We start from the raw sequence: 20694 nt of genomic DNA on the forward strand, positions 1-20694 counted from the left end.
CACTGGGGAAGCCGGGGCACCATGACCGTCATCAAGATCAACGCCATCACTGTCGAGCCTGACAGCGGCGACGAACTGGCCCGCCGTTTCGCCGCGCGTGCCGGTGCCATCGACGACCGTGACGGTTTCGAGGGCTTCGAGCTGCTCCAGCCGGCCGACGACCGCACCGTGTGGCTGGTGGTGACCCGCTGGCGGGACGAGGCGTCCTTCCAGGCCTGGGTCAGCTCGCCGGCGTTCGCCCACGGGCACCGCTCCGAAGCCGAGCGCGCCGGCGGCGAGGCGCCCAAGCCGGTCGGTGTGCACAGTGAGCTGTGGAGCTACACGATCGCCGGCGGCTCGGCAGGCTGATTCTGCTGCCAGGGCGGAGCCACTCCCCACCCCCACCGTGGCACGGGCGCGTGCGGCATGGGGGTCGCGCCAGGCTGGGAGTTCTGCACGGCGATGCGGGTTCCCCACTCGAGGTAGCCCATGAACGCGGCGCGGAACTCGGGATCGTCAGGCAGCCCGACCTCGTCCGCGGCGTCGACGAGGAGACTCACCCAGCGCCGGCGCTGCTGCTCGGTGATCGCCCTGTCGAGGTGATGCGCGAGCATGTTCTCGTAGCCGCCGCGGTGCGCGGTGTAAAGCGCGGGCCCGCCGAACACCTCGCCCAGCCACAGGGCCACATGGTGCGGATGCCCGGCATCCATGCGCGCGAACAGCGGGGCGAGCAGATCATCGTCGAGGACGGTCTCGTAGAAGCGTGTGAACAGGCGCTCGAACGCCTCTGCTCCGCCCGCCCAGTCGTGGAGGCTGGGTGGTCGTGGCTGGCCGCCGCCGGGGCCGCCGACCGCCGTCGGCGTGTAGTGCCGCATTTCCTCGATATGCTCGACATACGGACCGACCTCGGCGAGGAAAGCGCGAAAGACATCGCTCCCGCGGAATCCTTTCAGGTGGCCGTCGAGCGAGTCCCAGTCAATGCGCAGCACGTAGTGGTCGCTGTTCTCGTGGCAGCGTGCGAGCTCGAATCCGAGGCAGTTCGGTGACTCGCGCAGCGATTCGGAAGCCCGGCTGTAGGCAGCTTCGAACTCGTCGGACCTGCTCTGGGGAATCTGGTAGCGAATGTATTCGACGATCACCGCTGCACCTCCGGTCGTCAGGCTACCAACGACTTGCTCCGCTGTGGGTACCCACTTTTTTGTGCGTACCCTGACGTGGAGGAGCGGCCCAGCGAGGGCTGGTCAGAGCCGCAGCGGAGGAATGCCGATGGGCGAACGCATCTACCGGTGCCCCGTGGAGGTGACCATCGAGGTCGTCGGTGGAAAGTGGACCGCGGTGATCCTGGCCCACCTCAAGGAGAACGACCGGCTGCGCTTCACCCATATCCGTCGCCTGATCCCCGACGTCACCGAGAAAATGCTCACCCAACGCCTGCGAGAACTCGAGAAGATCGGCATCGTCGAGCGCACCCAGGTGAGCGCCACGCCCCCACACGTCGAGTACGCGCTCACCGCCGAGGGCCACTCCCTGGCGCCGATGCTGCAGTCGATGTGGGAGTGGGGCCAGCAGTGGGCGCAGACCCACCAGCTCTCGATCCGGCCCCCGGCCGAGCGGCTCGCCGGCCACCCGGGCGCCGGCTACTCGGACGAGGGCAGCAGCACGTCGCCGACATCCACGGTGTCCTGACTCCACTGCCAGACAGGTACCTCGCGGATCGGATGCAGGTCGGCGTCGGTGGCGGCCCACGAGTTCTGCTGCGCGACCTGTACGCCGAACTCGACGTGCTCGCGCACCGACCGGCGGCTGCCCGGACGGGTCGTGCGTGCTGACGCGACCGCGATCCCGTTGCGGGCCTCAGTCCTTCTGCGGGCGTCAGTCCATGCCTCGTTTGCCCGGGGTCCAGAACGGCTGGACGACTACCTGCCGGCGGTCCCAGCCGCGCTCGCTCACCAGATGGCGGCGGACGGACTGGCAGGTCCGGGCCTCACCGGCGACGTACGCGACGGGCCGGCCCTCGGTGTCGGTGTCGGCGGGCTCCCGCGGATCGGGCAGGTTGAGGCCGGCGAGCGCCGCCGGCAGCAGCGGGGAGTCGGCGGGCGAGGCGCCCTCGCGGTAGGCCCAGGTGAGGTGCTCGGCCCGGGGGAGCGGCAGCGCGTCCGCCGGGCTGTCGCACTCGAACACGCCGCGGACCTGGGCGGACGCGGGCAGCCCGCGCAGGATCGCGCCGAAGGGAACCGCCGCGGTGTCGTCACCGACGAACAGGTGGAAGGCCGCCTCGGCGCGCGCGACGAGATGGCCGTCCGGCTTCGTGATGATCGCTTCGTCTCCCGGGGCGAGGCCTCGTGCCCAGGCCGCTCCGGGGGCGTCGCCGCCGTGGTCGTACACGGCCAGCGTCAGCCGTCCGTCCGGGTCGTACTCCCAGACGGAGTAGCTGCGCTTGATGTCGCGGAGGCCCTGGCGCCAGTTGCCCAGCAGGGTCGGGTCCCGAGGAAAGAGCGTCACGTTCTGGCCAGGTGTCCAGGCGAGGCCGGCGAGCGCGGGGCCGGTCAGGACGATCCGGCGGGTGCTCCGGGCCAGCTGGTCGACGCTGTCGACCCGCGTGCGCAGCAGCAGCCGGTCCAGCAGCGCGAGGGGCCCCCGCCGAGGGCGGGCAGGGGATGCCACGGGGGAGACGGCGGGGGAGTCAGCCGCGGGGGAATCAGCAGTCACAGGGCGAGCGTAGGCAGGGGAGGATCTGCACTCAAATGCAACTTACTCAATGGCAAAATGCATGCCATGCAATCAGCGTCCTCGCTGGACCTCAATCTGCTGGTGGCTCTCGACGCCCTGCTGGCGGAGGGGAGCGTCAACGGTGCCGCGCGGCGGCTGCGACTGACGGAGTCCGCGGTCAGCCGCGCGCTCGGGCGGATCCGGCGGGCGATGGACGACCCGGTCCTCGTGCGCGCCGGCCATCGGATGGTGCCCACCCCGCGGGCGCTCGCCGTCCAGGCCGAGGTGCACGCCCTGGTCGAACGGGCCCACGCGGTGTTCACCCCGCTTCGGGAACCCGATCTGGCCACCCTGGCGAGGACGTTCACGATCCTGGCCAACGACGCGCTGACCACCGCGATCGGCGTCGACCTGCTCGACCGGCTGAGCCGGGAAGCCCCCGGTGCACGGGTACGGTTCCTCCCCGAGCCGTCCGCGACCGAGGAGCCCCTCCGGGACGGGACGGCCGACCTGGAGATCGGTGAGATCGACTCGACCTCGCCGGAGATCCACATCGAGGTCCTGGCCGAGGAGCAGGCCCTCGCCGTCGTCCGCGCCGGGCATCCGCTGACCCGGGGTCGCCTGACGCCGGAACGCCTCGCCGCCGCCCGCCACGTCACCGCGTCCCGCCGTGGTCGGTTCGCCGGCCCGCTGGACGAGGCCCTCGCGGCACGGGGCCTGCGCCGGACGGTCGCCGTCTCGGTCCCGTCCCACTCCGCCGCGCTGCTGCTCGTCGCCGGCAGCGACCTGGTCGGCCTGGTACCCGCCCGGCTTGGTCGCGGCCTGCTCACCAGCCTCGGCCTGGTGGCCCTCGACATCGGCCTCGACCTGCCCACGTTGACCATCGCGCAGGCGTGGCATCCCCGCTATGAGGCTGACGGGCCGCACCGTTGGCTTCGCGACCGCGTCCGCGACACCGTCCGCCAGGCTCTCGCCCTCGACACCCGCTGCTAGTCTCCCGCTCCGCCTCCGCTCCGAATCATGGTGATGACGATGTCTCCACGTCCGATGAGGCCACCTGATCGGTTGCCGGGTGAGAGACGGCCAGTTCCTGGCGCAGTCGCTCCCGGGCACGGCGCAGGCGTTGTCTGACCGCCGACGGCGTGATCCGCAGGATCTCGGCGATCTCGTCGGCGGTCAGGTCGTCCCAGCAGGCCAGAGTGAGAACCGCCTGGTCGGCCTCGGTGAGCTGTGCCAGCGCGGCCCGGATCTCGACAGCCTGCTCGGGCAGCGCGTCGTGTGCCGGGATGACCGTGGCGAGATGGGTGCGAAGACGATCGGCCAGCGCGGCCCGGCGGGTCTGGCCACGGCGGTGGTTGGCGAGCGTGTGGCGGGCGATGCCGAACAGCCAGGCAGCGGCCGCGTCGTCGTCGGACGGCAGGTCGGCGACCCGGCGCCACGCGGTCATCAGGACCTCGGCGAGCAGGTCAGCGGCGTCGGCTGGTGGGTCGACCCGGCGGGCGAGAAAAGCCAGCAGCCGTGGGCCGACCGTACTCACAAGGTCGGTGAACCATTCCGCGGTCGTTGCCGCCGCAGTTCTCGATGCCGCATCGGCACCCGAGCTGACAGGCTCAGAGCTCACTGGTCGACACCGATCCAGCTGGAGGTGCAGTTCGCCCTGATGTGCTGACGGATCGGGCCCTCGTCGCCATGAGTCGCGGCCTCGGCGATGGAGCGAAGCCAGTCGACGGTGCCGCCCCCGTCGTTCTCGACGAAGATGGGCCACGACGGCACGCCGCGTATGACTTCTACGGCCCGCCCGACCCGGGCGGTGTCGCCCGCCTGCCGCGCGGCGAGCCATTCACCGTCCCAGACACAGACCGCGTAGTGGGCGAAGGCCGCGTGGACGCCGGTGGCCTGCATCCTCGCGGGCTCCCGCTGGCCGTCGGCGACCTGTTGGTCGATCACGGGCTGCCAGCTGCGCCCGGCCGGCAGCGGGAGATCGGACGGGCGCAACGACTCCACGACCTCGCGGAAATCCGGCGCACCGGTGTTGAGCCACTCGCTGGTGTCGTTCTCGGTGAGTCCCGGCGAGCCGAAAATTCCTGTGCGGGCGAGGCCGTCGGTGGATGCGAACGCTGTTCCCAGGAGCGCCGCGGCCGCAAGCCCGGCCACGGCCACACGTTGCCACGCGCGAGGTCTTCCCGGCACCCGCCTCGACGTCGGTCCCTGGCGTCGTGACCGCGCCGACCGGTCCAGCCGCTCCGTCGTGGTGCCGACCGACCCGGTCCCGCCTGCGGTCCTGTCTGTGATCCCGCCTGTAGTCCCGCCTGTAGTCCTTCCCGTGGTCCTGCCTGTGGACCCGGCGTCGGTGTCGACGACCGCCCGCGCAAGCTCGTCGACCAGGCGGCCGACGTCCGCGCGGGTTGCCAGAGCCGGCCCGACCGGGTCCGCGGACCGCATGCGGCGATCCAGCTCGTCGTCCTCCGGCAGCCCCATTCTGATCAACCTCCGGCGTCGACATGGATCTGCTGCCCAGAACATGTCCGGCATGCCGTCCGGTGTGACGCTGTGGAACGCGGACCTCGCGCGTGGGGTGCGCGTCAGGTGTGTGCGTCGGACAGGCGTAGCAGGTGGTGCAGGCGGCGCAGGCGGTGCCTGAGATGGTGTTGCTCGGCGAGGTTGACGGTGGCGGCGATGGCTCGCCGGTAGGCCGTGGCCGCGTCGCCCGCTCTGCCGGCCTGCTCCAGGAGGTGGGCGCGGACGGCGTCGAGGCGGGGAAGGCCAGGGTGGTCGGCTTCCAGCGCGTCGATCCCGGCGAGGGCGACGTCGATGCCGTCGACCATGGCCTGGGCGACGATGCGGTTGAGGGCGATCGTGGGGTTCCGGTGACCGGTCACGATCTCGAGAAGCCGGTAGAGCGCGAGGATCTCGTCCCAGTCGGTCGTCGCGATGTCGGGCGCTTCGGCATGCAGAGCGGCGATGCAGGCCTGGAGCAGGTAGGAGCCGGGCGCGGCGCCGGGGGTGGCCTGCTCGACGAGCCGGATGCCCTCGCTGATCAGATCCCTGTCCCACCGGGCCCGGTCCTGCTCGTCGAGCGAGGTGAGGCGCCCGTCCGGCCCCACCCGGGCCGGGTGGCGGGCCTCGGTGAGCAGCATGAGCGCAAGAAGCCCGGTGACCTCGGTGGATTCGGTGGACTCGGGGACGCTGCGGCGCAGGAGCCGGGCGAGGTGGATCGCCTCGGCGGCGAGATCCGCGTCGCGGGGAGGCGCACCGGCGGTTGTGTGATGCGCCTCGGCGAACATCACGTAGAGCACGTCGAGTACGGCGGTGATGCTCTCGCCCGCCTGCTCGGGTGGCGGCAGCGGCTGGTCGAGCTCGCCGAGGCGACGCTTGGCCCGGGTGATCCGCTGGGCGATGGTGCGTTCGGGGATCTGGTAGACGTTGGCGATCTGGGCGGTGGTCAGGCCGGCGACCGCCCGCAGGGTCAGCGCGACCTGTCCGGAGCGTGGCAGGGCGGGGTGGCAACACAGCTGCAGCACCAGCAGCGAGTCGTCCCGCTGGACGGTCTCCGGCGCCACCGGGGGCGCCAGCAGCGTTGCGCGGGTCTCGCGGTCGCGGCGCCGGGCGTCACTGCGGGCGCGGTCGGCGTACCGGCGGCGCGCGGTCGCGATCAGCCAGCCGAGCGGGTCGTCGGGAAACCGCGCCGGCCACTGTTGGTACGCCTGCAGGAGCGCCTCCTGGACGGCGTCCTCGCACAGGTCGAACTGGGCGGTGCCATAGGCGCGGAGCAACCGGGCGAGGGCCTGCCGCGCGAGCTCGCGCCACCGGCCCTCGCCCTGATCCCCGGTCTCACCCTCGCCGAATGGTTCAGCTGGGATCATCCCTCGCCCAGGTCGGAGAACATCACCGGCCGGAGCTCGAGGGCGAGCCCGGGGATGTTGGCGTCGGGAATCTGCTGGGCCAGCTCCACCGCCCGGGCCTCGTCCTCGACGTCCAGGAGATAGAAGCCGCCCATGAACTCCTTGCTCTCGACGAACGGCCCGTCGGTCACCTCGGGCCGGCCCCCGGAGCTGCGAACGACCTTCGACTGGCTGGGGTCGGCGAGGGCCTGCGTCGCGACGAACTCACCGCGCTCCTTGGTGGCGGCGATGAACGCGCCGTGCCCCTCCTGGATCTGCCGCTGCTGGTCGGCGGTGAGCTGCTCCAGCACGGCCGGGTCGATCTGCATGATGATCAGGTACTTCACGGTCTCCTCCTAGGCGGAGCAGCCACCCGCGTGGCGGCTCACCAGGTGGTCGTCGCCGACGGTGCTTCCGCGACACTACGCAGCCAGAAATCTTCCCCGGCGTTGTCGCGCGGGGCGCGCCGGCGACGACCACCTGGTACGCGGCCACCAGCCGGCACGCGGCCACGACGGGCGAGACGCCCACGTTCAGGGAGGTAGGCCATGGCACAGCGGGTCCGGGTCCACTGCTTCACCATCAGCCGGGACGGGATCGGGGCGGGCGAGGAGCAGAGCCTCGATCGCCCCTTCGGCCACGCGGACCCCGGGCGCCTGTTCGCCTGGGCCGGCGCCACGGACAGCTGGGTCCACCGCACCGAACCCGACGGCACCCGAGGGCTCGACGACTACGTCGTCCGTGACTTCAGCCGCGACATCGGCGCCGAGATCATGGGGCGCAACAAGTTCGGCCCGATCCGCGGCCCGTGGACGGATCAGGAGTGGCAGGGCTGGTGGGGAGACGAGCCACCCTTCCACACGCCGGTCTTCGTGCTCACGCATCACGTCCGCCCGTCGTTCACCCTGAGCGACACGACGTTCCACTTCCTGGACGCAACTCCGCACGAGGCGCTGGAGCAGGCGAAGGCCGCCGCCGACGGCCGGGACGTGCGCATCGGTGGCGGCGTCACGACCGTTCGCGAGTTCCTCGACGCGGACCTGATCGACGAGATGCACATCGCCGTCGCCCCGTTCGAACTCGGCACCGGCCTCCGCCTCTGGGACGACCCGGACGAGCTGACCGACCGCTACCACCTGGAGCGCGTGCCGAGCCCGAGCGGTGTGGTGCACCACTTCTTCTGGCGGCGATAGGCACGCGGGGCAACAGCCCCCCGGCCGACAGACGCCTCCCCGCGGCGCTTTCGTGGCGCGCAGCCGGTGTAGCCGGTGTGCCGGTGTGCTGGTACAGGGCGTCAGGCGTGGGCGCGCAGTGCTCGGGCGTACCACTCCCAGGTGTCGATGATGTCGTCAGGGGCCTGGGCGGGGGCCCAGCCGTTGATGATGCCGACGAGGGTCCAGTAGCGGCCGACCCGTCGGTCGGTGAAGGCTTCGATGCGATCGGCCACGCAGGTGCGGTCTTCGGCCGGGGCCGGGCCGAGGGCTTCGAGGCGCTCGACCACGGCCAGAGCCTCGGGGGAGGCGGGGTCGACACCGGCCCGGGCGGCGGGCCCGGCGAGCTCGCCGACAGCCTTGCCGACCTCGAACTGCGCGACGTCCGGTTCCGGTCCCTCGGCCCGGGCTCGCTCGGCCATCCGGCGGCTGGTGGCGACGAAGTCGGGATCGCGCAGCAGCTCGGCGATCTCCACCCAGGCCGAGACCTGTTCCGGGGTCGGGTCGTCGGGCAGTTCGGGAGCACCCATGGCCAGCCTGTCGGCGACGGCGCTGGGACCGGCGCTGTCGCTGGTGCTGTCGCCGAAGACAGCGTCGAGGTAGTCGTCCACGATCCGCCGACGCTGTTCGGCCGTCAGGTTGGTCAGGTCGGTCATCCGTCGGAGCTCCTCGGGGTCGGTCGATCCGTTGAAGGCGCGCAGCACCGCACGCTGCAGTCGCAGCACGCGAATCTGGGCGTCGAGGGCGCGTACGTGCTCGGCCGCAACCTCGGTCAGCGACGCCTCGGCGCCGAGCACCCGCCTGATGTCGTCCAGGCCGACGCCGAGCTCGCGCAGGGTGCGGACCAGCCGCGCCCGGGCCACGGCTTCGGGCCCGAACAGCCGGTAGCCCGACGCTGTGCGGCCCTGCGCGGGCAGCACGCCGGCGTCCGCGTAGAACCGCAGCGTCCGCACCGAGAGCCCGGTGCTCGCCGCAAGCTGGCCGATCATCATGGAATCGATCCTCGGGTCTCCACCGGCTGGAGAGTCAACCGCCCCGGACCGGCAATCTGGTGTTGGCCGTGGCGAAGGTGGGGAGGCTGGTCGGGGAACCGCTACGGCTCGTTCCCGAGGTCATCTGACGGGCGGAGGATCGGGTGAGCGTGCAAAAGGACGAACTGGCTTGCATCGCGACCGAGGCGTATATCTTCGCCTACCCGCTTGTCACCATGGAAGTGACCCGTCTCCAGGCGACCGGCGTCGAACCAGGAAAGCTACCCGGTCGAGCGCCGATGAACCAGTTCGCGCATCTCCGCAGTTTTCCTGACTCGGACTTCCGGATGGTGGTTCGACCGAACTTCGACACCCTCTATTCTTCGGCATGGCTCGATCTCACCGACGGGCCGGTGACGGTATCGCTCCCGGACGTCGGTGATCGTTACTACATGCTGCCCATGCTCGACATGTGGACGGATGTCTTCGCCACCCCGGGCAAACGCGTCAGCGGAACGTACGCGGGCGTCTGGGCGGTGGTCCCGCCGGGCTGGAGCGGCGATCTTCCGGCGGGCGTGGAGCGGATCGACGCGCCGACGCCGTACGTCTGGATCATCGGCCGCATCCAGAGCAACGGCGAGTGGGACTACGACGCCGTTCACAAGGTGCAGGACGAGTTTCAGATCTCCCGTCTTCCCGGACCGAGGACCACGAACAACGGCACAATTTCGACGAGCAACGGCGCAATGCCGACCGCCGATCAAAACATCGACATGACGGCACCGCCACTCGACCTGGTGAACGCCATGACGGGTGCGGACTTCTTCGCGCGGGCGGCCGAGCTGATGAAGCTCCATCCACCCCACATCACCGACTGGTCGCAGGTGCGGAGAATGCGGGCCATCGGCCTGGTTCCAGGTCAGCCTTACGACGTGGGTGTCCTGGACCAGCAGGTCCGTGCGGCCGTCGAGGCGGCCCCCCGGGCCGCCCGGGAGGTTCTCGCCGCGCAGGTTCCGACGATCGCAACCGTCGCCAACGGCTGGCAGCTCAACATCAGCTCGATCGGTGTCTACGGCAATTTCTACGCCAAGCGGGCGATCGTCGCCATGATGGGGCTTGGCGCCAATCCCGCGGAAGACGCCGTCTACCCGCTTCTGCTGACCGACAGTGCTGGCGACCCTCTCGACGGTGCCAACAACTATGTGCTCCACTTCGAGAAGAATGATCTCCCGCCGGTTTCCGCCTTCTGGTCGGTGACGATGTACGACGAGCATGGATTCCAGTTCGCCAATGACCTCAACCGCTTCGCCCTCGGGGACCGGGATCCGCTGCGGTTCAACGATGACGGGTCCCTTGACCTGTACTTTCAGCAGGGCAGCCCGGGATCCGACCGGGAATCGAACTGGTTGCCGGCTCCGCCCGGTCCGCTGGGCGTCACGATGAGGCTCTACGGACCCGATACATCCGTTCTGCGTGGGGCGTGGTCACCACCTCCCGTGCGGAAGGTCGCCGTGGCGAATTCAGGCTGATCGGCCGGCAATCCGCACTTCGCGGCGTGGACGGAAGGCTCCCCGGCGGCCGGCGGCCGGGGCCCTGTCGGATGAGTCAGGACGCGGGCGCGGGAGCGGGAGCGGGGTCGAACGCGGTGTCCCGGGCCACCCGCCTGGCCGCCGTCGCCACCCGCGACCATCGCCCGGGTACCGCCGACGATGTCGGCGTAGGCACCCTGCGCGGTGCCGAACGTCCGGCGTTCCGGATCGAACAGGTTGGTGCGAACGCCCCCGGCTCGACGATCAGCACGTCCACACCGAACGGGCGCAGCTCGTCGGTCAGACCCTCCGACCAGCCCTCCAGGGCGAACTTGGTCGCGCTGTACGTCGAGAACCCGGCGAACGACATCTGGCCGCCCATGCTGCTCAGCTGGACGATCGCGCCGCGCCGCTGCCGGCGCAGCTGCGGGTCATGGGTGTCGAGCCGTCGACAACAGTCGGCACGAGCGCCGGATCGGCGGTGGTGCACGGGTTGGTGCGGGCCTCCGTGTGCTCCCAACACCATTAACCGGCTCACCGTGTCGGTCATCGACAGCACCGGGGCGAACGCCAGCCAGCCAGCCCAGGTGATGTCCGTGTTCTGCCGACCGCGCGGCGAACTCTGATCGCCCGGGCCCGGGCGGCCGACGAGCCGCCCGGGCCTGCTGGTCTTCGGCCTGCGCCGAGGGCGAACGTGGTGTCCCGCGAACGCCGGGCGCGGGAACCGGGGACGGTCAGGCCTCGTAGAACAGGGTGACGTTCAGGATGTCGACGGGGGCGGCGTCCGGAGTGTCCGACTCGAAGCTGATCACGTTGATCGTCCCGAGGTGCCCGACCTCGGTGTGTAGTGTCGCGAAGTTGTTGCCGTCCGGCAGGGCGATCTTGCACTGCTCGCTGCCGTTGACCAGAATTCGGTAGACGTGGTTTCCCTTCCGCGTGTCGACCATATAGAAGAGCATGCCGCTTCCCCGCTTCGGGACGTACGGCAGCCCGACGTTGAATGTCACGGAATTACCGAGCTGTGCCGGAACCGCGCCACTGATCGCTCTGTAGTCCATCGTCGCTCACCTTTTCACTGTTGGTTGACCGGAAGGCCGTCGAGCTCTCCGCCGTTTATGTCCCGGTTGGAAGGTCTCGGCTGACAGTCAGTCTGCCTGTCGAGTGATACGCTTACCTAGTGCAGATTCTGGACTCCGCCATGTCTCTTTCCGGACAGCGCGCGGCCGCGCCTTTCGACTTCCCGGCCGGAGCGAATATCCGCCGGGTGAGCCGAACGTCTCATAGGCGATCCTGACGTCTTGCGTGACGGTTTGAGCTTGCTGCTCGACGCCGCGCTCTACGACTCCACCGCTGTCTGGCATGCCCGCGAGATGGCAGATGTGCTCCACAGCGGAACCCGCGTGCACGACGTGCGTTCCACGCGGCGCACTCGGCTATGACCGGCTGACCAGGCCCGTCACCGGGTGGCGCTCAGCGTCGGATGTGGCCTCGCGTCCGTCAGGTCGTGGCGGGCGCAGATCACGGCCCTGGCCGCCAGCATCTCGAACGTAGCCGCAGCCCAGGTCGGGCCTGTCTGCACGGCGACGGAGCGATGGCGGGCGTCCGGCACGTCCGGCACGTCCGGCACGTCGGCCCTGGCCAGGGCCGAAAGACCGCGACCGCGATGCGGCGTGCAGCGTCGGTCGTCGATCTCAGCCTTCCCGGCCAGCGTGAGATCGTGGCCGCTGATCCGGCCGTCCTGACCCGGCTGCCGGGGCCAGTCCTCGTCGACGAGTGGCAGCGCCTTCCCGAGGTGTGGGACCACGTGCGGCGCGCGGTCGACGCCGGCTCGCCGGCCGGTCATTTCATCATCGCGGGCAGCTCCGCGCCGCGAGGGGCGGTGGTTCGTCGACCAGCCGCTCGGCCTCGGTCAGCGAGTGGCTGGGGACAGCACGACGGTGCAGCCCGAGTCGGCCCGTTCCCGCAACAGGGTCCGCAGCCATCGGATCCCCTGTGGGTCCAACCCGTTGGTCGGCTCGTCCAGCACCAGGATGTCCGGATCGGCGAGCAGCGCCGCCGCGAGACCAAGCCGTGGCGCATGCCGAGCGAGTACCTCCCGACCCTGCGACGCGCGTCCTGCTCGAGGCCCACCAGCGCCAGCACCTCGGACACCCGCGCGCGCGGCAGTCCGGCCATGGTCGCCAACGAACGCAGGTGTATGCGCGCCGAGCGCCCTGGATGGGGCGCCACATGGTCCGATGAAGGCTCCCAGGGTATGGGCGTCACGCGCAGGGGCCTCGTGACCGTTCAACAGAACCTGCCCTGCACTCGCCCGGGCAATCCCGCTGATCACCTTGAGTGCCGTGGTCTTGCCCGCTCCATTGGGTCCGAAGAATCCGGTGATGGCTCCGCTACGAATGCTGAACGATACGTTCTCAACGGCGGTAAATCTGCCGTAGTGCTTTGCCGGCCCTCGACGGTGATAGCCGCACCGGCCCGGCTGGCCGCAACCGCGTCCGCCGTTCGTGAAATCCCATGGCGGAAGAATCCAGTCCGCTGACCTCGCGGTCATCCCCCCATGGACGGACTTCTTGTCTCGACCGTGGGCGTAGACCACGGCGACCAGTCCTCCTCCCCGGGGCTGGTGATCGCTGCTGGTTCCGGTCCGCGTGGCGGCCTGTGACGGTTCGCGAGAATTGTCAAGACCTCTTTCGGTGACGGTCTTCTGCCAGGCGAGCCGTCGCGCCGCCGTCAGCGGAGCCGGGACAGCGCGGCTGTCACCCCCTGAGGGTCGAACGCGGTGGGGTCGAGGTCGGCCGCGCTGCCGAGGCCCAGCCATTCCAGCCGCTCGTCGTGCTCGGGATGGCTGGGGTCGCCGAGGATCTCCAGGAGCGCCTCGTAGCCCCAGATGCCGCCGCAGTCCTCCGGCGGGGCCGCGCGGCGCCCGCCGGTGCAGCGCGGATAGCGGACCGACGGGTCGGGCTCGAGGATCTTCTCCAGGAGGATCTCGTGCTCCCAGTCGTCGCCGAAGTCGTAGGTGTAACGGATCTTTGCTTTGAGGGTGGGAAGCACCTGCTCCAGCGACACCGGCTGCTCGGCGCGTTGGTCAAGATCCGCGTCTGGTGTGCCGAACCTGCCGTAGGGCGTCTCGAAGGCGTGCAGATGGCTGTCGTCCCAGTCGAAGGCCGCTTGGAGGATGGTGTGCAGGCGCTCCAGGCTGGTGTTGGCCGGTACCTCCAGCCGTCGCCAGATCGGTGGTTTCGCGCCGCGCAGCCCGACCTTGACCTGGTAGACGGGGGCCCGCTGTCCCTTGGCCCGCTTCGGCTTCTTCGGGAGCGGTGGTGCCAGCGCCCAGCCCGCCGCTGACAGGCCGCGTCGCCCCCTCGGGTTCCCCGTCAGGCCCGCGAGGAGCTCGGCGGGGTTCACGCCCCGCTCGTCCAGCATCCTGACGAGCTCGGCCATGCCACCGAGTACGTCGATCACCTCGTCCTCGTCCCCGTCGCCGTCCGGATGAGGCGCGGGTGGCCTCCGCGGAGTCGGGAGCGTCGCGAGACGTGACCGCAGCACCAGCGCCACGGCCTCGTACGGCGGCCCGTCCTGGCCGTCCTCCTCGCCGAAGGGGATCTCGTCCTCCTCGCCGAACAGCTGGAGAAAGGACGCGGCTTCCCCGGCTTCCCCGTCGTCGCCATAGCCGTCGCCGTCGAACGGGAGCTCGCCGTCGTGCACCGCCCGTGCGTTCAGGGCGTTCTCGACCTGCCAGCGGAACTCCTCGGCGTCCAGCGTCTCGGTTCGCAGCCCGACCTTGTCCTTGCGAGCCTCCGCGGTGATCTCCTTCAGGATCAAGGGAAGGTCCTCGGCCGGGAGGACGAGGATGTCGTCAGCCTCACCGCAGGCCGACGGGTCGACGCACACCAGGAACGCGTGGCGCCGGCCCGCCCGCTCGACGGTGCAGCTCAGGAAGACGGCGGCACCTTCGTCGTCGTACCGGCGCTGGAAGTCACCGGCCACCAGTGGCGCCGTCAGCTCCTGCGCCCACCCCGGCCGGGACACGCCGGCCGCGGCGAGCCGGCCGGCGGCGGCGTTCGCCGTGGCACCGACCGGCCCCGACGCGACGGAACCAACCGCCAGCAGCACCGCAAGGGCGTCCCCGGTCGCGGTGGTCTCCAGCCGCGGCACGATCTCCTGAAGAAACGCCTCCCCGACGGATCCATCGACGAGGCCGTCAAGCACAGCGAACGTCGCACCGGCCACCTCCGCCAGTAGCGGGTCGTCGTTCTCGCGGAGCGTCCTGCCGATCTCGAGCATGTCGGTGGTGAGCGTGCGCAGCCCCATCTCATCGTCGTCATGAGGCTGACCGTCGTCATGAGGCCACCGCGGAGACTGATCACGGATGTCCGGCACGGAGGACAGCGCGGGCCGGGAGCCGCGCCCGGCGGGTGCCAGCCTCTTGGAGGAGGGCTTCTTTCCGTTCTTGCGACCGCGGCTCACAGGGCTCATACCCTTGAGTCTGCACAGGCTGCGGTACCTTCATGCGACCGACGCCTGACACGTGCCTGATTGGCCCGCGACGGCCCGGCCGCGTTGGCGTCCGTGGGGGGGGCAGTCACCGTGGCATCGATGATCGGCGAGCAGGCGTAGCTGACCCGTCCGGCCGACCCGGCTACGGTGATGATGTGGGACTGCATCTGAGCCAGATCGTCGAGGCGGACGAGCTGCTGACGAACGACCCGTTGGCGTTGCTGATCGGGATGGTGCTGGACCAGCAGATCCCGTTGGAGCGGGCGTTCGCGGCCCCGCTGGAGCTGACGCGGCGGCTCGGTCGTTCGTTGGACGCGGTCGACCTGGCCGCGATGGATCCGGACGAGCTGGCGGCGATCTTCTCGATCCAGCCCGCGTTGCACCGCTTCCCGGCGGCGATGGCGCAGCGGACGCAGAAGCTTTGCCGGATCGTCATCGACAGCTACGACGGCGATGCCGCGCGGGTGTGGACAGGCGCCGCAGACGGGAAGGACCTGCTGAAGCGGGTCGCTGCGCTGCCCGGCTTCGGGATCCAGAAGGCGAAGATCTTCGTGGCGCTGCTCGGCAAGCAGCTGGGCGTCGAGGCGCCAGGCTGGCAGGAGGCCACCGCGCCGTTCGGTGAGGCGGGAAGCTACCTCTCCATCGCCGACATCGTCGACCCGCAGAGCCGCGACAAGGTCCGCGACTACAAGAAGCAGATGAAGGCCGCGACGAAGACCGCAGCCTCTTGACCTGCAGGTCTGTGGGCGAATTTCCGCCCTGTCCGCACGGAGTCCGCTGGGCGGACAGGGCCGTCCGATTGTGTCGGGCGCCGTGTTGACTCGCTGTGGTCGCCGTCCAGCGATCCTTCCCGCGTGTGAGTAGATGTGTGACACTGTAAGTTGTGGTGGACGGCCTTTGGTGGGACCAGGAGGACGCGGAGTACATCCGGCGTCGGTCTGATCGCTATCCCGGTGCGACCGACATCGAGCCTGAGTGGACCTTGGAGGCTGTGAAGGATCCGCGGAGGATCGTTCGTGACCCGGATCCGAGGAGCAGGATGGGCGCGGCTCGCCTGATCGGGTACTCGCGCAGTGCCGGGTTCGTGCTGACCGTGATCGTCGATTCGATCGACGAGGCTGGGATCACCGCGTGGAAGACCCGCGGAAGCGATCTTCGAGACTACCTGGAGGGGGAGGACGACGGTGACTGATGCGTCCAGGCGTGCCCGGCGTGACGCGATCCGCGCCGAGTACGCGACCGAGGAGGCCGAGGCTGCCGAGGCGGAGGCCGTGGAAGCTGAGCAGGCCGTCGTGTCTGTACGGGTTCCCGCATCGTTGGCGGAGGCGCTCAAGGCCCGTGCCGCCGCCGAGCAGCTGCCGACCTCGGTGTTGGTCCGGCGCATCCTTGCTCGGGCGGTTCAGAGCCCCGAAGCTCCTGTCGTGAGCGTGGAGCAGGTCGAAGAGATTGTGCGCAGGGTTCTCCGTGAATCAGCGTGATCTGCGGTCCGCAAACAGTCCGCAGAACGCCGGAAAACGGCCCGCGTCAGTGGCGACTACTGAAAGCGAGAACCGCAGGTCAGGCGGCATGTCGACCGGATAGACCCAGGTCGGAGGACTACGCTGTGGCGCGAAGCAGATGAAGGCTGTGGCCAAGGCGCAGGTCGTCTGGACCACAGTTTCGCGTTTCGGGGCGCGTCGTGCCCAGGGCAACTCCCGCGGATGCGGTCGTATCTAGGATGCCGTGACCTACAACACGATCAACAAATGGGCTGCGGGCATCAGCGACAACTATGCCCTGGGCGTCCTGGCCGCGACGTTCGAGCTGTGGTTTTCCGGTCGTCGTCCTGCCTTTTGCCAACTCGGACTGGCCGCCGACTTCGCCTTCCAACGCGGCGTCACCGGCCTCAGGGAAGCCGGAGCGGAACTCACGCTCGACGGGACGGACCGGATGAGCGCGCGGGGCGAGGGGCCGCGGGGAACACGGGGTGTCTCGCGGTAACTACACGTCGAAATCGGCATACACCGGTGCGTGGTCGCTCCAGCGTTGGTCGTACGTCGGCGGCCGATCCACGGCGGCGGCCGTGATCCGTCCGGCCAGCTGGTCGCTCGATATCAGATAGTCGATTCGCCAGCCGGTGTCGGTATCGAAGGCCCGACCTCGCCATGACCACCATGTGTACGGGCCCGGCTGTTCTCCCGTGAAACTTCGCACGAGATCCACGAAACCATCCTCGGTGAACAGCTGGTCAAGCCAGGCTCGTTCCGGAGGAAGGAATCCGGCCTTCTTCAGGTTGCCCTTCCAGTTCTTCAGGTCGATCTCGCGGTGGCATATGTTGAGGTCGCCGCACACAAGCACGTTCCGGCCGTCGGCTGCCAGCTTTGCCATGCGTTCTCGGATGGTGGCCAGGAAGCGGTACTTCTCCTCCTGCAGGGGTGTGTCCGCCTCGCCGGTGTGCACGTACACGGACACCACTGTCAGTAGCCCGGGATCGCCCTCCAGCGCGAAGTCCGCCTCCACCCATCGGCCGGCGCCGGTGAAGTCGCCGAGACCCGCGCGGACGCTCGTGGGTGCGATCCGGGACAGGATCGCGACCCCTGCCCTGCCCTTCGCGCCCGACGCCTCATGGACGATGTGCCAGCCGGACCCGACCGAGTCCGCCAGCACCGCGTCGTCGGCGCGCACCTCCTGAACACACAGGATGTCCGGGCACCGGGCCTCCAGCCACGCACCCATTCCTCGCCGTCTGGCCGCGCGAATACCGTTCACGTTGACCGTCGCCACCCTGAGCACAGTGCCCCGGCCTCCTCGTCCGTCGCCCTGTCCACCATGGAAGCAGGCTGGCAACCACCGCCCTCGGGCAGTGCCCTGGAGAAGGCGGACTGGGGTCGGGCCAGCCTCGGGTGGAGCGCAGCCATCCACCCGAGGCTGACGTTCATCTCGGAGCTACGACGGCGACGTCGGCCTGAATGGACCTTGGTGGTTGTGAAGGGTCAGCGGAGGGTCGTCCGTGAGCCGGGCCGGAGCAGGACCGGAGAGGAAGCAGTATGGGTGCGGCTCGTCTGATCGGGTAGTCGCGCAGTGCCGGGGTCGTGCTGACCGGGTGACCGTCCATCCTCGAACCTGACGTCGGCGACGAGTCTCGGAGCCGGAACGACCCAGCACTGGGAGTGGAACGTGGTTCAGATGCATGCAGCCGATGGCACGGGCAGCCCCGGCGATGGCCACGGTGGCGGTCTGCTCGATGTCGCGCACCTCAGTGTTCCCGCCGCCGGCGCTTACCTGGTCGTTCTGCGCACCGCGACCGCGTCCCTGGCCACGCGGGCGGACCTCACCCTCGACGACATCGAGGACCTGCGGATCGCCGTGGACGAGGCCGCCGCCCTGCTGCTGGTCTCCGCCGTCCCGGGATCGGCCCTGGAGTGCGTCTTCACGCTCTCCCCAGGCTTCCTGCGGGTGACCGTCTCGGTCGACAGCCTCGGCGGTGAGCCGCTGTCGAGGGACACGTTCGCCTGGACCGTGCTGAACGCACTGGCCGGCGAGGTCGGCAGCTCCACCGGGCCGGGCCAGCGAGTCGCGATCGAACTGACGAAACGGCGCGGCGACCGCGGCGAGTAGCCGACCCTGCCCTGCCCTGCGCGCGAGCGGACGGGCCGGACCGAACTGCTGCGCGTCGCCGGATGCGGGGTCCAGCACCCGGCCCTGGTTGATCGCGGGCCGTGCCGGAACTCCCGTTGGCGAGAACTGCTCCGATCGCAGAAGAGCGTGGGGCGGTTCTCGCCGGCTGTCTGAAGGTGTCGATGGGTCCCCGGGTCCGCGCACGCATATCCGTGCGCGGACCCGGGGCGAACCGGTCGGACTCTCAGTGAGTGAATGCGTCACTCGGGCTCAGGGTGCCTGCGCTGATCGCTGTCTCCTGATAGGCGATCTCGCGATCGACCGCACGCTGGTCGCCTCGAGCCATGGCCGCCCAGCGTCGCGCGGCGCTCGGATGCATGTGGCATATTCCTGGCACACGCGAGTTCTTCAACAGAAAATTCGGATCCCGGGCTGAGGTCGGTTCGGAACCGGCGCCTCCGTCAGCTTTTCCGATTCCGCCGAGGCCGAAAACCCGGCGAGCCGGGGACGTGCACGCCGGGCAGGTGTCGGCCGGTGATGGGTGGACGTCCGCCGGTGGTGGGCGGGTCTTCGTCCGCCCGCTCGACGTCCGGCCCCGGCCGAGGTGTCGGGCCCGAGGTGCCGGGCCGAGGTGTCGGGCCTGGAGGTCAGGCCGGGGTGAGATCCGGTTGGTCCTCGGCCATGAGGCGTCGGGCGATGCGGCCGATCGCGGCGCGGACCCGGGCGTCCATGACCGCGCGTTCGCTGTCGGACTCGACGAGCTGCTCGGACAGCCAGGACGTCCACGCGTCGCCGAGTGTGACGACGGCCGTGCGGCCACGGTCGGTGAGGAGCAGGAGCTCGCCGTCCCGGCTGAGGTAGCCCTCGGCCACGAGGCCGTCGTAGAACGAGGTGAGCACGCCGTGCGGGATGCACAGGCGGCGCTCGATGTCCCGCTGCCGCGGCGGGTGGTCGCGCAGCCGGGTGCGTAGCCGCACGCCGAGCAGCCCCCAGGCGGTGGGCAGGTCGACTCCCGCTCCGGAGCTGGCCACGAGATCGCCGACCGCCTCCCGGTTCCGCCGGACGAGGCGGCTGATCAGTGTCTCCAGCTCGGCGTCGGAACTCTGGCTCGCCGGCATCGCGAAGCCCTCGCCGGGACCGCGGACGGCCTCGCGGGTCGACCACGGTCGTGAGGCCGAACACCGCGCCGAGCGCGCCCTGGTAACGCCCCCGCTCACGCAGCGGGATGACATCACCGATCAGGGCGGTGGCGGTGACGAGAATGCCACCGGCTCCGATGCCCTGCACGGCGCGGGCCGCGATCAGCACGGGCATGGTGCTCGCGAGCCCGCAGAAGAACGATCCGACGACGAAGATGACGATGCTGAGCTGGAAGATCCGCTTGCGGCCGAACAGATCGCCGAACTTGCCGGCGAGAACGGTCGCGATCGTCTCGGCCAGCAGGTAGGACGTGATGATCCAGCTCATGTGGCCGGCCCCGCCGAGATCACTGACGATCGTCGGCAGCGCCGTCGAGACGATCGTCTGATCCAGCGCCGAGAGCAGCATTCCAAGCAGGATCGTGCCGAAGATCAGATTGACCTGGGCGCGCGGCAGTGACGGCGCCCCGTCCTCCTCCGCCTCGCCGGCCGGGCGTTCGCGGAGGTCCGTGGCGCTCACGCCGCGAGCTCGGCAGCGACAGCGGTGTCCCCACGCGCCGGCGCCGGGGCGGTCAACGCGGGAGGAGCGAGGCTCCGGTCACGCCCCGTGCGGACCATCTGCCTCGGTGTCTGCATTGTGGTCGCCTCCTGTGCGGGTGCCCGCTGCCCGCTGCGTGCTGCCCGCTGTCGACGGCTCCGGGCCTCCCCTACCGCTCCCCGGCGGGAGAATGTAAACCGAGTTCAGATGCGTTCCGAGTGCCCCGGTTCGGGAGCGTCCGGCTCGGTAGCCAGCTGGCTCCGGAGCGTCTCAGTGCAGGGAGCCGGACTGCCTGAACGGGTCATGATCGGCGAGGAGCCGCTCCAGGCGTGCCTGGTCGACCCGGCTGATCACCGCCGAGGACTCCTGATGGTCGCGGACGCACTTGGCGAGGGTGAACGTCGACGTGACGACGTACAGCATGCCGACGATGAGGAAGCCGCGTATCCAGCCGTTCCCGGGCAGGTGGGCGATCGCGTAGGAGACCGCCGTCACCGAGATGCCGAAGGAGAGCGCGGACTGAACCATGAACGCGGTCGTCGTCCTGGAGATGGCGGCCTTGGTGGTGGTCATGAACCCACCCTGGCCCGCCCGGCGCAGTCTGACCTGAGTCGACGTACTCAGTTTCCGCGGATGGCTCAGT

25 protein-coding genes and 2 pseudogenes are annotated in these 20694 nt (G+C 69.8%); 10 read left to right on the forward strand and 17 right to left on the reverse strand.

Translation table 11 applies throughout. The annotated features are described in order from the left end of the window. Positions 1–21 precede the first annotated feature (21 nt). Complete coding sequence (locus B207_RS0116020) at positions 22–348, forward strand: antibiotic biosynthesis monooxygenase family protein (protein ID WP_018637576.1); 327 nt, start codon at positions 22–24, stop codon at positions 346–348. On the opposite strand, the gene B207_RS0116025 is transcribed toward B207_RS0116020, so the two are convergent. After that, entirely contained in the window at positions 318–1118 is an 801-nt protein-coding gene (locus tag B207_RS0116025; protein WP_018637577.1) for a globin domain-containing protein, read from the reverse strand. The two genes, B207_RS0116020 and B207_RS0116025, sit on opposite strands and share 31 nt — an antisense overlap. A gap of 127 nt (positions 1119–1245) precedes the next feature. On the opposite strand from B207_RS0116025, the gene B207_RS34120 reads away from it, so the two are divergent. Then, positions 1246–1665, forward strand: coding sequence for a winged helix-turn-helix transcriptional regulator (locus tag B207_RS34120; RefSeq protein WP_018637578.1), 420 nt, complete (start codon positions 1246–1248; stop codon positions 1663–1665). Here the strand turns inward: B207_RS34120 and B207_RS39805 are convergent. Both B207_RS39805 and B207_RS0116040 read right to left on the reverse strand, forming a co-directional pair. Next, positions 1617–1772, reverse strand: a complete 156-nt coding sequence (locus tag B207_RS39805) for a hypothetical protein (protein ID WP_018637579.1) — start codon at positions 1770–1772, stop codon at positions 1617–1619. The genes B207_RS34120 and B207_RS39805 overlap by 49 nt on opposite strands. A 79-nt stretch (positions 1773–1851) precedes the next feature. Further along, on the reverse strand, positions 1852–2688 hold the full coding sequence (locus B207_RS0116040; RefSeq protein WP_051102549.1) for a siderophore-interacting protein: 837 nt from the start codon (positions 2686–2688) through the stop codon (positions 1852–1854). Between the two features lie 57 nt (positions 2689–2745). Between B207_RS0116040 and B207_RS0116045 the strand changes: the two genes are divergently transcribed. After that, positions 2746–3681 (forward strand): LysR family transcriptional regulator, encoded by a 936-nt coding sequence (locus tag B207_RS0116045; protein ID WP_018637581.1) that lies wholly within the window; start codon positions 2746–2748, stop codon positions 3679–3681. 25 nt (positions 3682–3706) lie between these two features. On the opposite strand, the gene B207_RS34125 is transcribed toward B207_RS0116045, so the two are convergent. The 4 genes from B207_RS34125 to B207_RS0116065 all read right to left on the reverse strand — a co-directional run bounded on the left by B207_RS34125 (position 3707) and on the right by B207_RS0116065 (position 6916). Beyond that, positions 3707–4309, reverse strand: a complete 603-nt coding sequence (locus B207_RS34125) for an RNA polymerase sigma factor (protein WP_051102550.1) — start codon at positions 4307–4309, stop codon at positions 3707–3709. Beyond that, positions 4306–4842: a hypothetical protein gene (locus tag B207_RS41510; protein ID WP_230205043.1), complete on the reverse strand. Its 537-nt coding sequence runs from the start codon at positions 4840–4842 to the stop codon at positions 4306–4308. The genes B207_RS34125 and B207_RS41510 overlap by 4 nt, the downstream gene beginning before the upstream one ends. A gap of 428 nt (positions 4843–5270) precedes the next feature. Continuing rightward, a complete protein-coding gene (locus B207_RS0116060) occupies positions 5271–6551 on the reverse strand; it encodes an RNA polymerase sigma factor (RefSeq protein WP_018637584.1) in 1281 nt (426 codons plus the stop codon). Continuing rightward, entirely contained in the window at positions 6548–6916 is a 369-nt protein-coding gene (locus tag B207_RS0116065; protein ID WP_018637585.1) for a YciI family protein, read from the reverse strand. The genes B207_RS0116060 and B207_RS0116065 overlap by 4 nt, the downstream gene beginning before the upstream one ends. A gap of 201 nt (positions 6917–7117) precedes the next feature. Here B207_RS0116065 and B207_RS0116070 point away from each other — a divergent pair, with 201 nt between their 5' ends. Beyond that, on the forward strand, positions 7118–7762 hold the full coding sequence (locus B207_RS0116070; RefSeq protein ID WP_018637586.1) for a dihydrofolate reductase family protein: 645 nt from the start codon (positions 7118–7120) through the stop codon (positions 7760–7762). 101 nt (positions 7763–7863) lie between these two features. On the opposite strand, the gene B207_RS0116075 is transcribed toward B207_RS0116070, so the two are convergent. Continuing rightward, positions 7864–8772 (reverse strand): MerR family transcriptional regulator, encoded by a 909-nt coding sequence (locus B207_RS0116075; RefSeq protein WP_018637587.1) that lies wholly within the window; start codon positions 8770–8772, stop codon positions 7864–7866. A gap of 143 nt (positions 8773–8915) precedes the next feature. Here B207_RS0116075 and B207_RS34130 point away from each other — a divergent pair, with 143 nt between their 5' ends. After that, the gene (locus B207_RS34130; RefSeq protein WP_018637588.1) at positions 8916–10280 is read left to right on the forward strand and encodes a DUF1254 domain-containing protein; all 1365 of its coding nucleotides are present in this window, start codon (positions 8916–8918) and stop codon (positions 10278–10280) included. A gap of 122 nt (positions 10281–10402) precedes the next feature. Here B207_RS34130 and B207_RS34135 read toward each other — a convergent pair. From B207_RS34135 to B207_RS0116105, 5 genes and pseudogenes are all read right to left on the reverse strand, one after another. Then, positions 10403–10710, reverse strand: a pseudogene (locus tag B207_RS34135) (SDR family NAD(P)-dependent oxidoreductase); the annotation flags it as partial. Positions 10711–11014: 304 nt separating this feature from the next. Beyond that, positions 11015–11338 (reverse strand): hypothetical protein, encoded by a 324-nt coding sequence (locus B207_RS0116095; RefSeq protein ID WP_018637589.1) that lies wholly within the window; start codon positions 11336–11338, stop codon positions 11015–11017. A 398-nt stretch (positions 11339–11736) separates the two neighbouring features. Next, positions 11737–12123, reverse strand: a complete 387-nt coding sequence (locus B207_RS39810; protein WP_018637590.1) for a hypothetical protein — start codon at positions 12121–12123, stop codon at positions 11737–11739. A 66-nt stretch (positions 12124–12189) separates the two neighbouring features. Continuing rightward, a complete protein-coding gene (locus tag B207_RS42885; RefSeq protein ID WP_407671421.1) occupies positions 12190–13098 on the reverse strand; it encodes an ATP-binding cassette domain-containing protein in 909 nt (302 codons plus the stop codon). Beyond that, positions 13011–14591 (reverse strand): plasmid pRiA4b ORF-3 family protein, encoded by a 1581-nt coding sequence (locus B207_RS0116105; protein ID WP_018637591.1) that lies wholly within the window; start codon positions 14589–14591, stop codon positions 13011–13013. Before B207_RS0116105 ends, B207_RS42885 begins: the two co-directional genes overlap by 88 nt. Before the next feature lie 341 nt (positions 14592–14932). Here B207_RS0116105 and B207_RS0116110 point away from each other — a divergent pair, with 341 nt between their 5' ends. The 4 genes from B207_RS0116110 (at position 14933) to B207_RS0116125 (ending at position 16757) form a co-directional block, all read left to right on the forward strand. Next, positions 14933–15508 (forward strand): HhH-GPD-type base excision DNA repair protein, encoded by a 576-nt coding sequence (locus tag B207_RS0116110; protein ID WP_018637593.1) that lies wholly within the window; start codon positions 14933–14935, stop codon positions 15506–15508. 152 nt (positions 15509–15660) lie between these two features. Then, a complete protein-coding gene (locus B207_RS0116115; RefSeq protein ID WP_018637594.1) occupies positions 15661–15969 on the forward strand; it encodes a hypothetical protein in 309 nt (102 codons plus the stop codon). Continuing rightward, positions 15962–16255 carry a ribbon-helix-helix protein, CopG family gene (locus B207_RS0116120; RefSeq protein WP_018637595.1) on the forward strand — a complete coding sequence of 98 codons (294 nt, stop codon included), beginning with the start codon at positions 15962–15964 and terminating at the stop codon, positions 16253–16255. The genes B207_RS0116115 and B207_RS0116120 overlap by 8 nt, the downstream gene beginning before the upstream one ends. 244 nt (positions 16256–16499) lie before the next feature. Then, positions 16500–16757, forward strand: a complete 258-nt coding sequence (locus B207_RS0116125; protein WP_018637596.1) for a hypothetical protein — start codon at positions 16500–16502, stop codon at positions 16755–16757. Here B207_RS0116125 and B207_RS0116130 read toward each other — a convergent pair whose 3' ends face one another. After that, positions 16758–17549: an exodeoxyribonuclease III gene (locus B207_RS0116130; protein WP_026311110.1), complete on the reverse strand. Its 792-nt coding sequence runs from the start codon at positions 17547–17549 to the stop codon at positions 16758–16760. A gap of 393 nt (positions 17550–17942) precedes the next feature. Between B207_RS0116130 and B207_RS0116135 the strand changes: the two genes are divergently transcribed. Then, positions 17943–18374, forward strand: coding sequence for an ATP-binding protein (locus tag B207_RS0116135; protein WP_018637598.1), 432 nt, complete (start codon positions 17943–17945; stop codon positions 18372–18374). 647 nt (positions 18375–19021) lie between these two features. Here the strand turns inward: B207_RS0116135 and B207_RS41515 are convergent. From B207_RS41515 to B207_RS0116150, 3 genes and pseudogenes are all read right to left on the reverse strand, one after another. Beyond that, positions 19022–19405 carry a hypothetical protein gene (locus B207_RS41515; protein ID WP_230205049.1) on the reverse strand — a complete coding sequence of 128 codons (384 nt, stop codon included), beginning with the start codon at positions 19403–19405 and terminating at the stop codon, positions 19022–19024. A 121-nt stretch (positions 19406–19526) separates the two neighbouring features. Further along, positions 19527–19970, reverse strand: a pseudogene (locus B207_RS41520) (MFS transporter); the annotation flags it as partial. 351 nt (positions 19971–20321) lie between these two features. Next, on the reverse strand, positions 20322–20624 hold the full coding sequence (locus tag B207_RS0116150) for a YiaA/YiaB family inner membrane protein (protein ID WP_018637601.1): 303 nt from the start codon (positions 20622–20624) through the stop codon (positions 20322–20324). Between the last annotated feature and the right edge of the window lie 70 nt (positions 20625–20694).

The sequence above is a fragment of the Parafrankia elaeagni genome, assembly GCF_000374165.1.
GTDB classification, from domain to species: Bacteria; Actinomycetota; Actinomycetes; order Frankiales; family Frankiaceae; genus Parafrankia; species Parafrankia elaeagni.

Bases quoted from the DNA above. Each gene is read 5' to 3' on its own strand.
- B207_RS0116020 (WP_018637576.1), top strand. From the start codon at position 22: ATGACCGTCATCAAGATCAACGCCATCACTGTCGAGCCTGACAGCGGC.
- B207_RS34120 (WP_018637578.1), top strand. From the start codon at position 1,246: ATGGGCGAACGCATCTACCGGTGCCCCGTGGAGGTGACCATCGAGGTC.
- B207_RS0116045 (WP_018637581.1), top strand. From the start codon at position 2,746: ATGCATGCCATGCAATCAGCGTCCTCGCTGGACCTCAATCTGCTGGTG.
- B207_RS0116060 (WP_018637584.1), bottom strand. From the start codon at position 6,551: ATGATCCCAGCTGAACCATTCGGCGAGGGTGAGACCGGGGATCAGGGC.
- B207_RS0116070 (WP_018637586.1), top strand. From the start codon at position 7,118: ATGGCACAGCGGGTCCGGGTCCACTGCTTCACCATCAGCCGGGACGGG.
- B207_RS0116075 (WP_018637587.1), bottom strand. From the start codon at position 8,772: ATGATGATCGGCCAGCTTGCGGCGAGCACCGGGCTCTCGGTGCGGACG.
- B207_RS0116095 (WP_018637589.1), bottom strand. From the start codon at position 11,338: ATGGACTACAGAGCGATCAGTGGCGCGGTTCCGGCACAGCTCGGTAAT.
- B207_RS39810 (WP_018637590.1), bottom strand. From the start codon at position 12,123: ATGACCGGCCGGCGAGCCGGCGTCGACCGCGCGCCGCACGTGGTCCCA.
- B207_RS42885 (WP_407671421.1), bottom strand. From the start codon at position 13,098: ATGGCTGGGCCTCGGCAGCGCGGCCGACCTCGACCCCACCGCGTTCGA.
- B207_RS0116105 (WP_018637591.1), bottom strand. From the start codon at position 14,591: ATGGGGCTGCGCACGCTCACCACCGACATGCTCGAGATCGGCAGGACG.
- B207_RS0116135 (WP_018637598.1), top strand. From the start codon at position 17,943: ATGCATGCAGCCGATGGCACGGGCAGCCCCGGCGATGGCCACGGTGGC.
- B207_RS0116150 (WP_018637601.1), bottom strand. From the start codon at position 20,624: ATGACCACCACCAAGGCCGCCATCTCCAGGACGACGACCGCGTTCATG.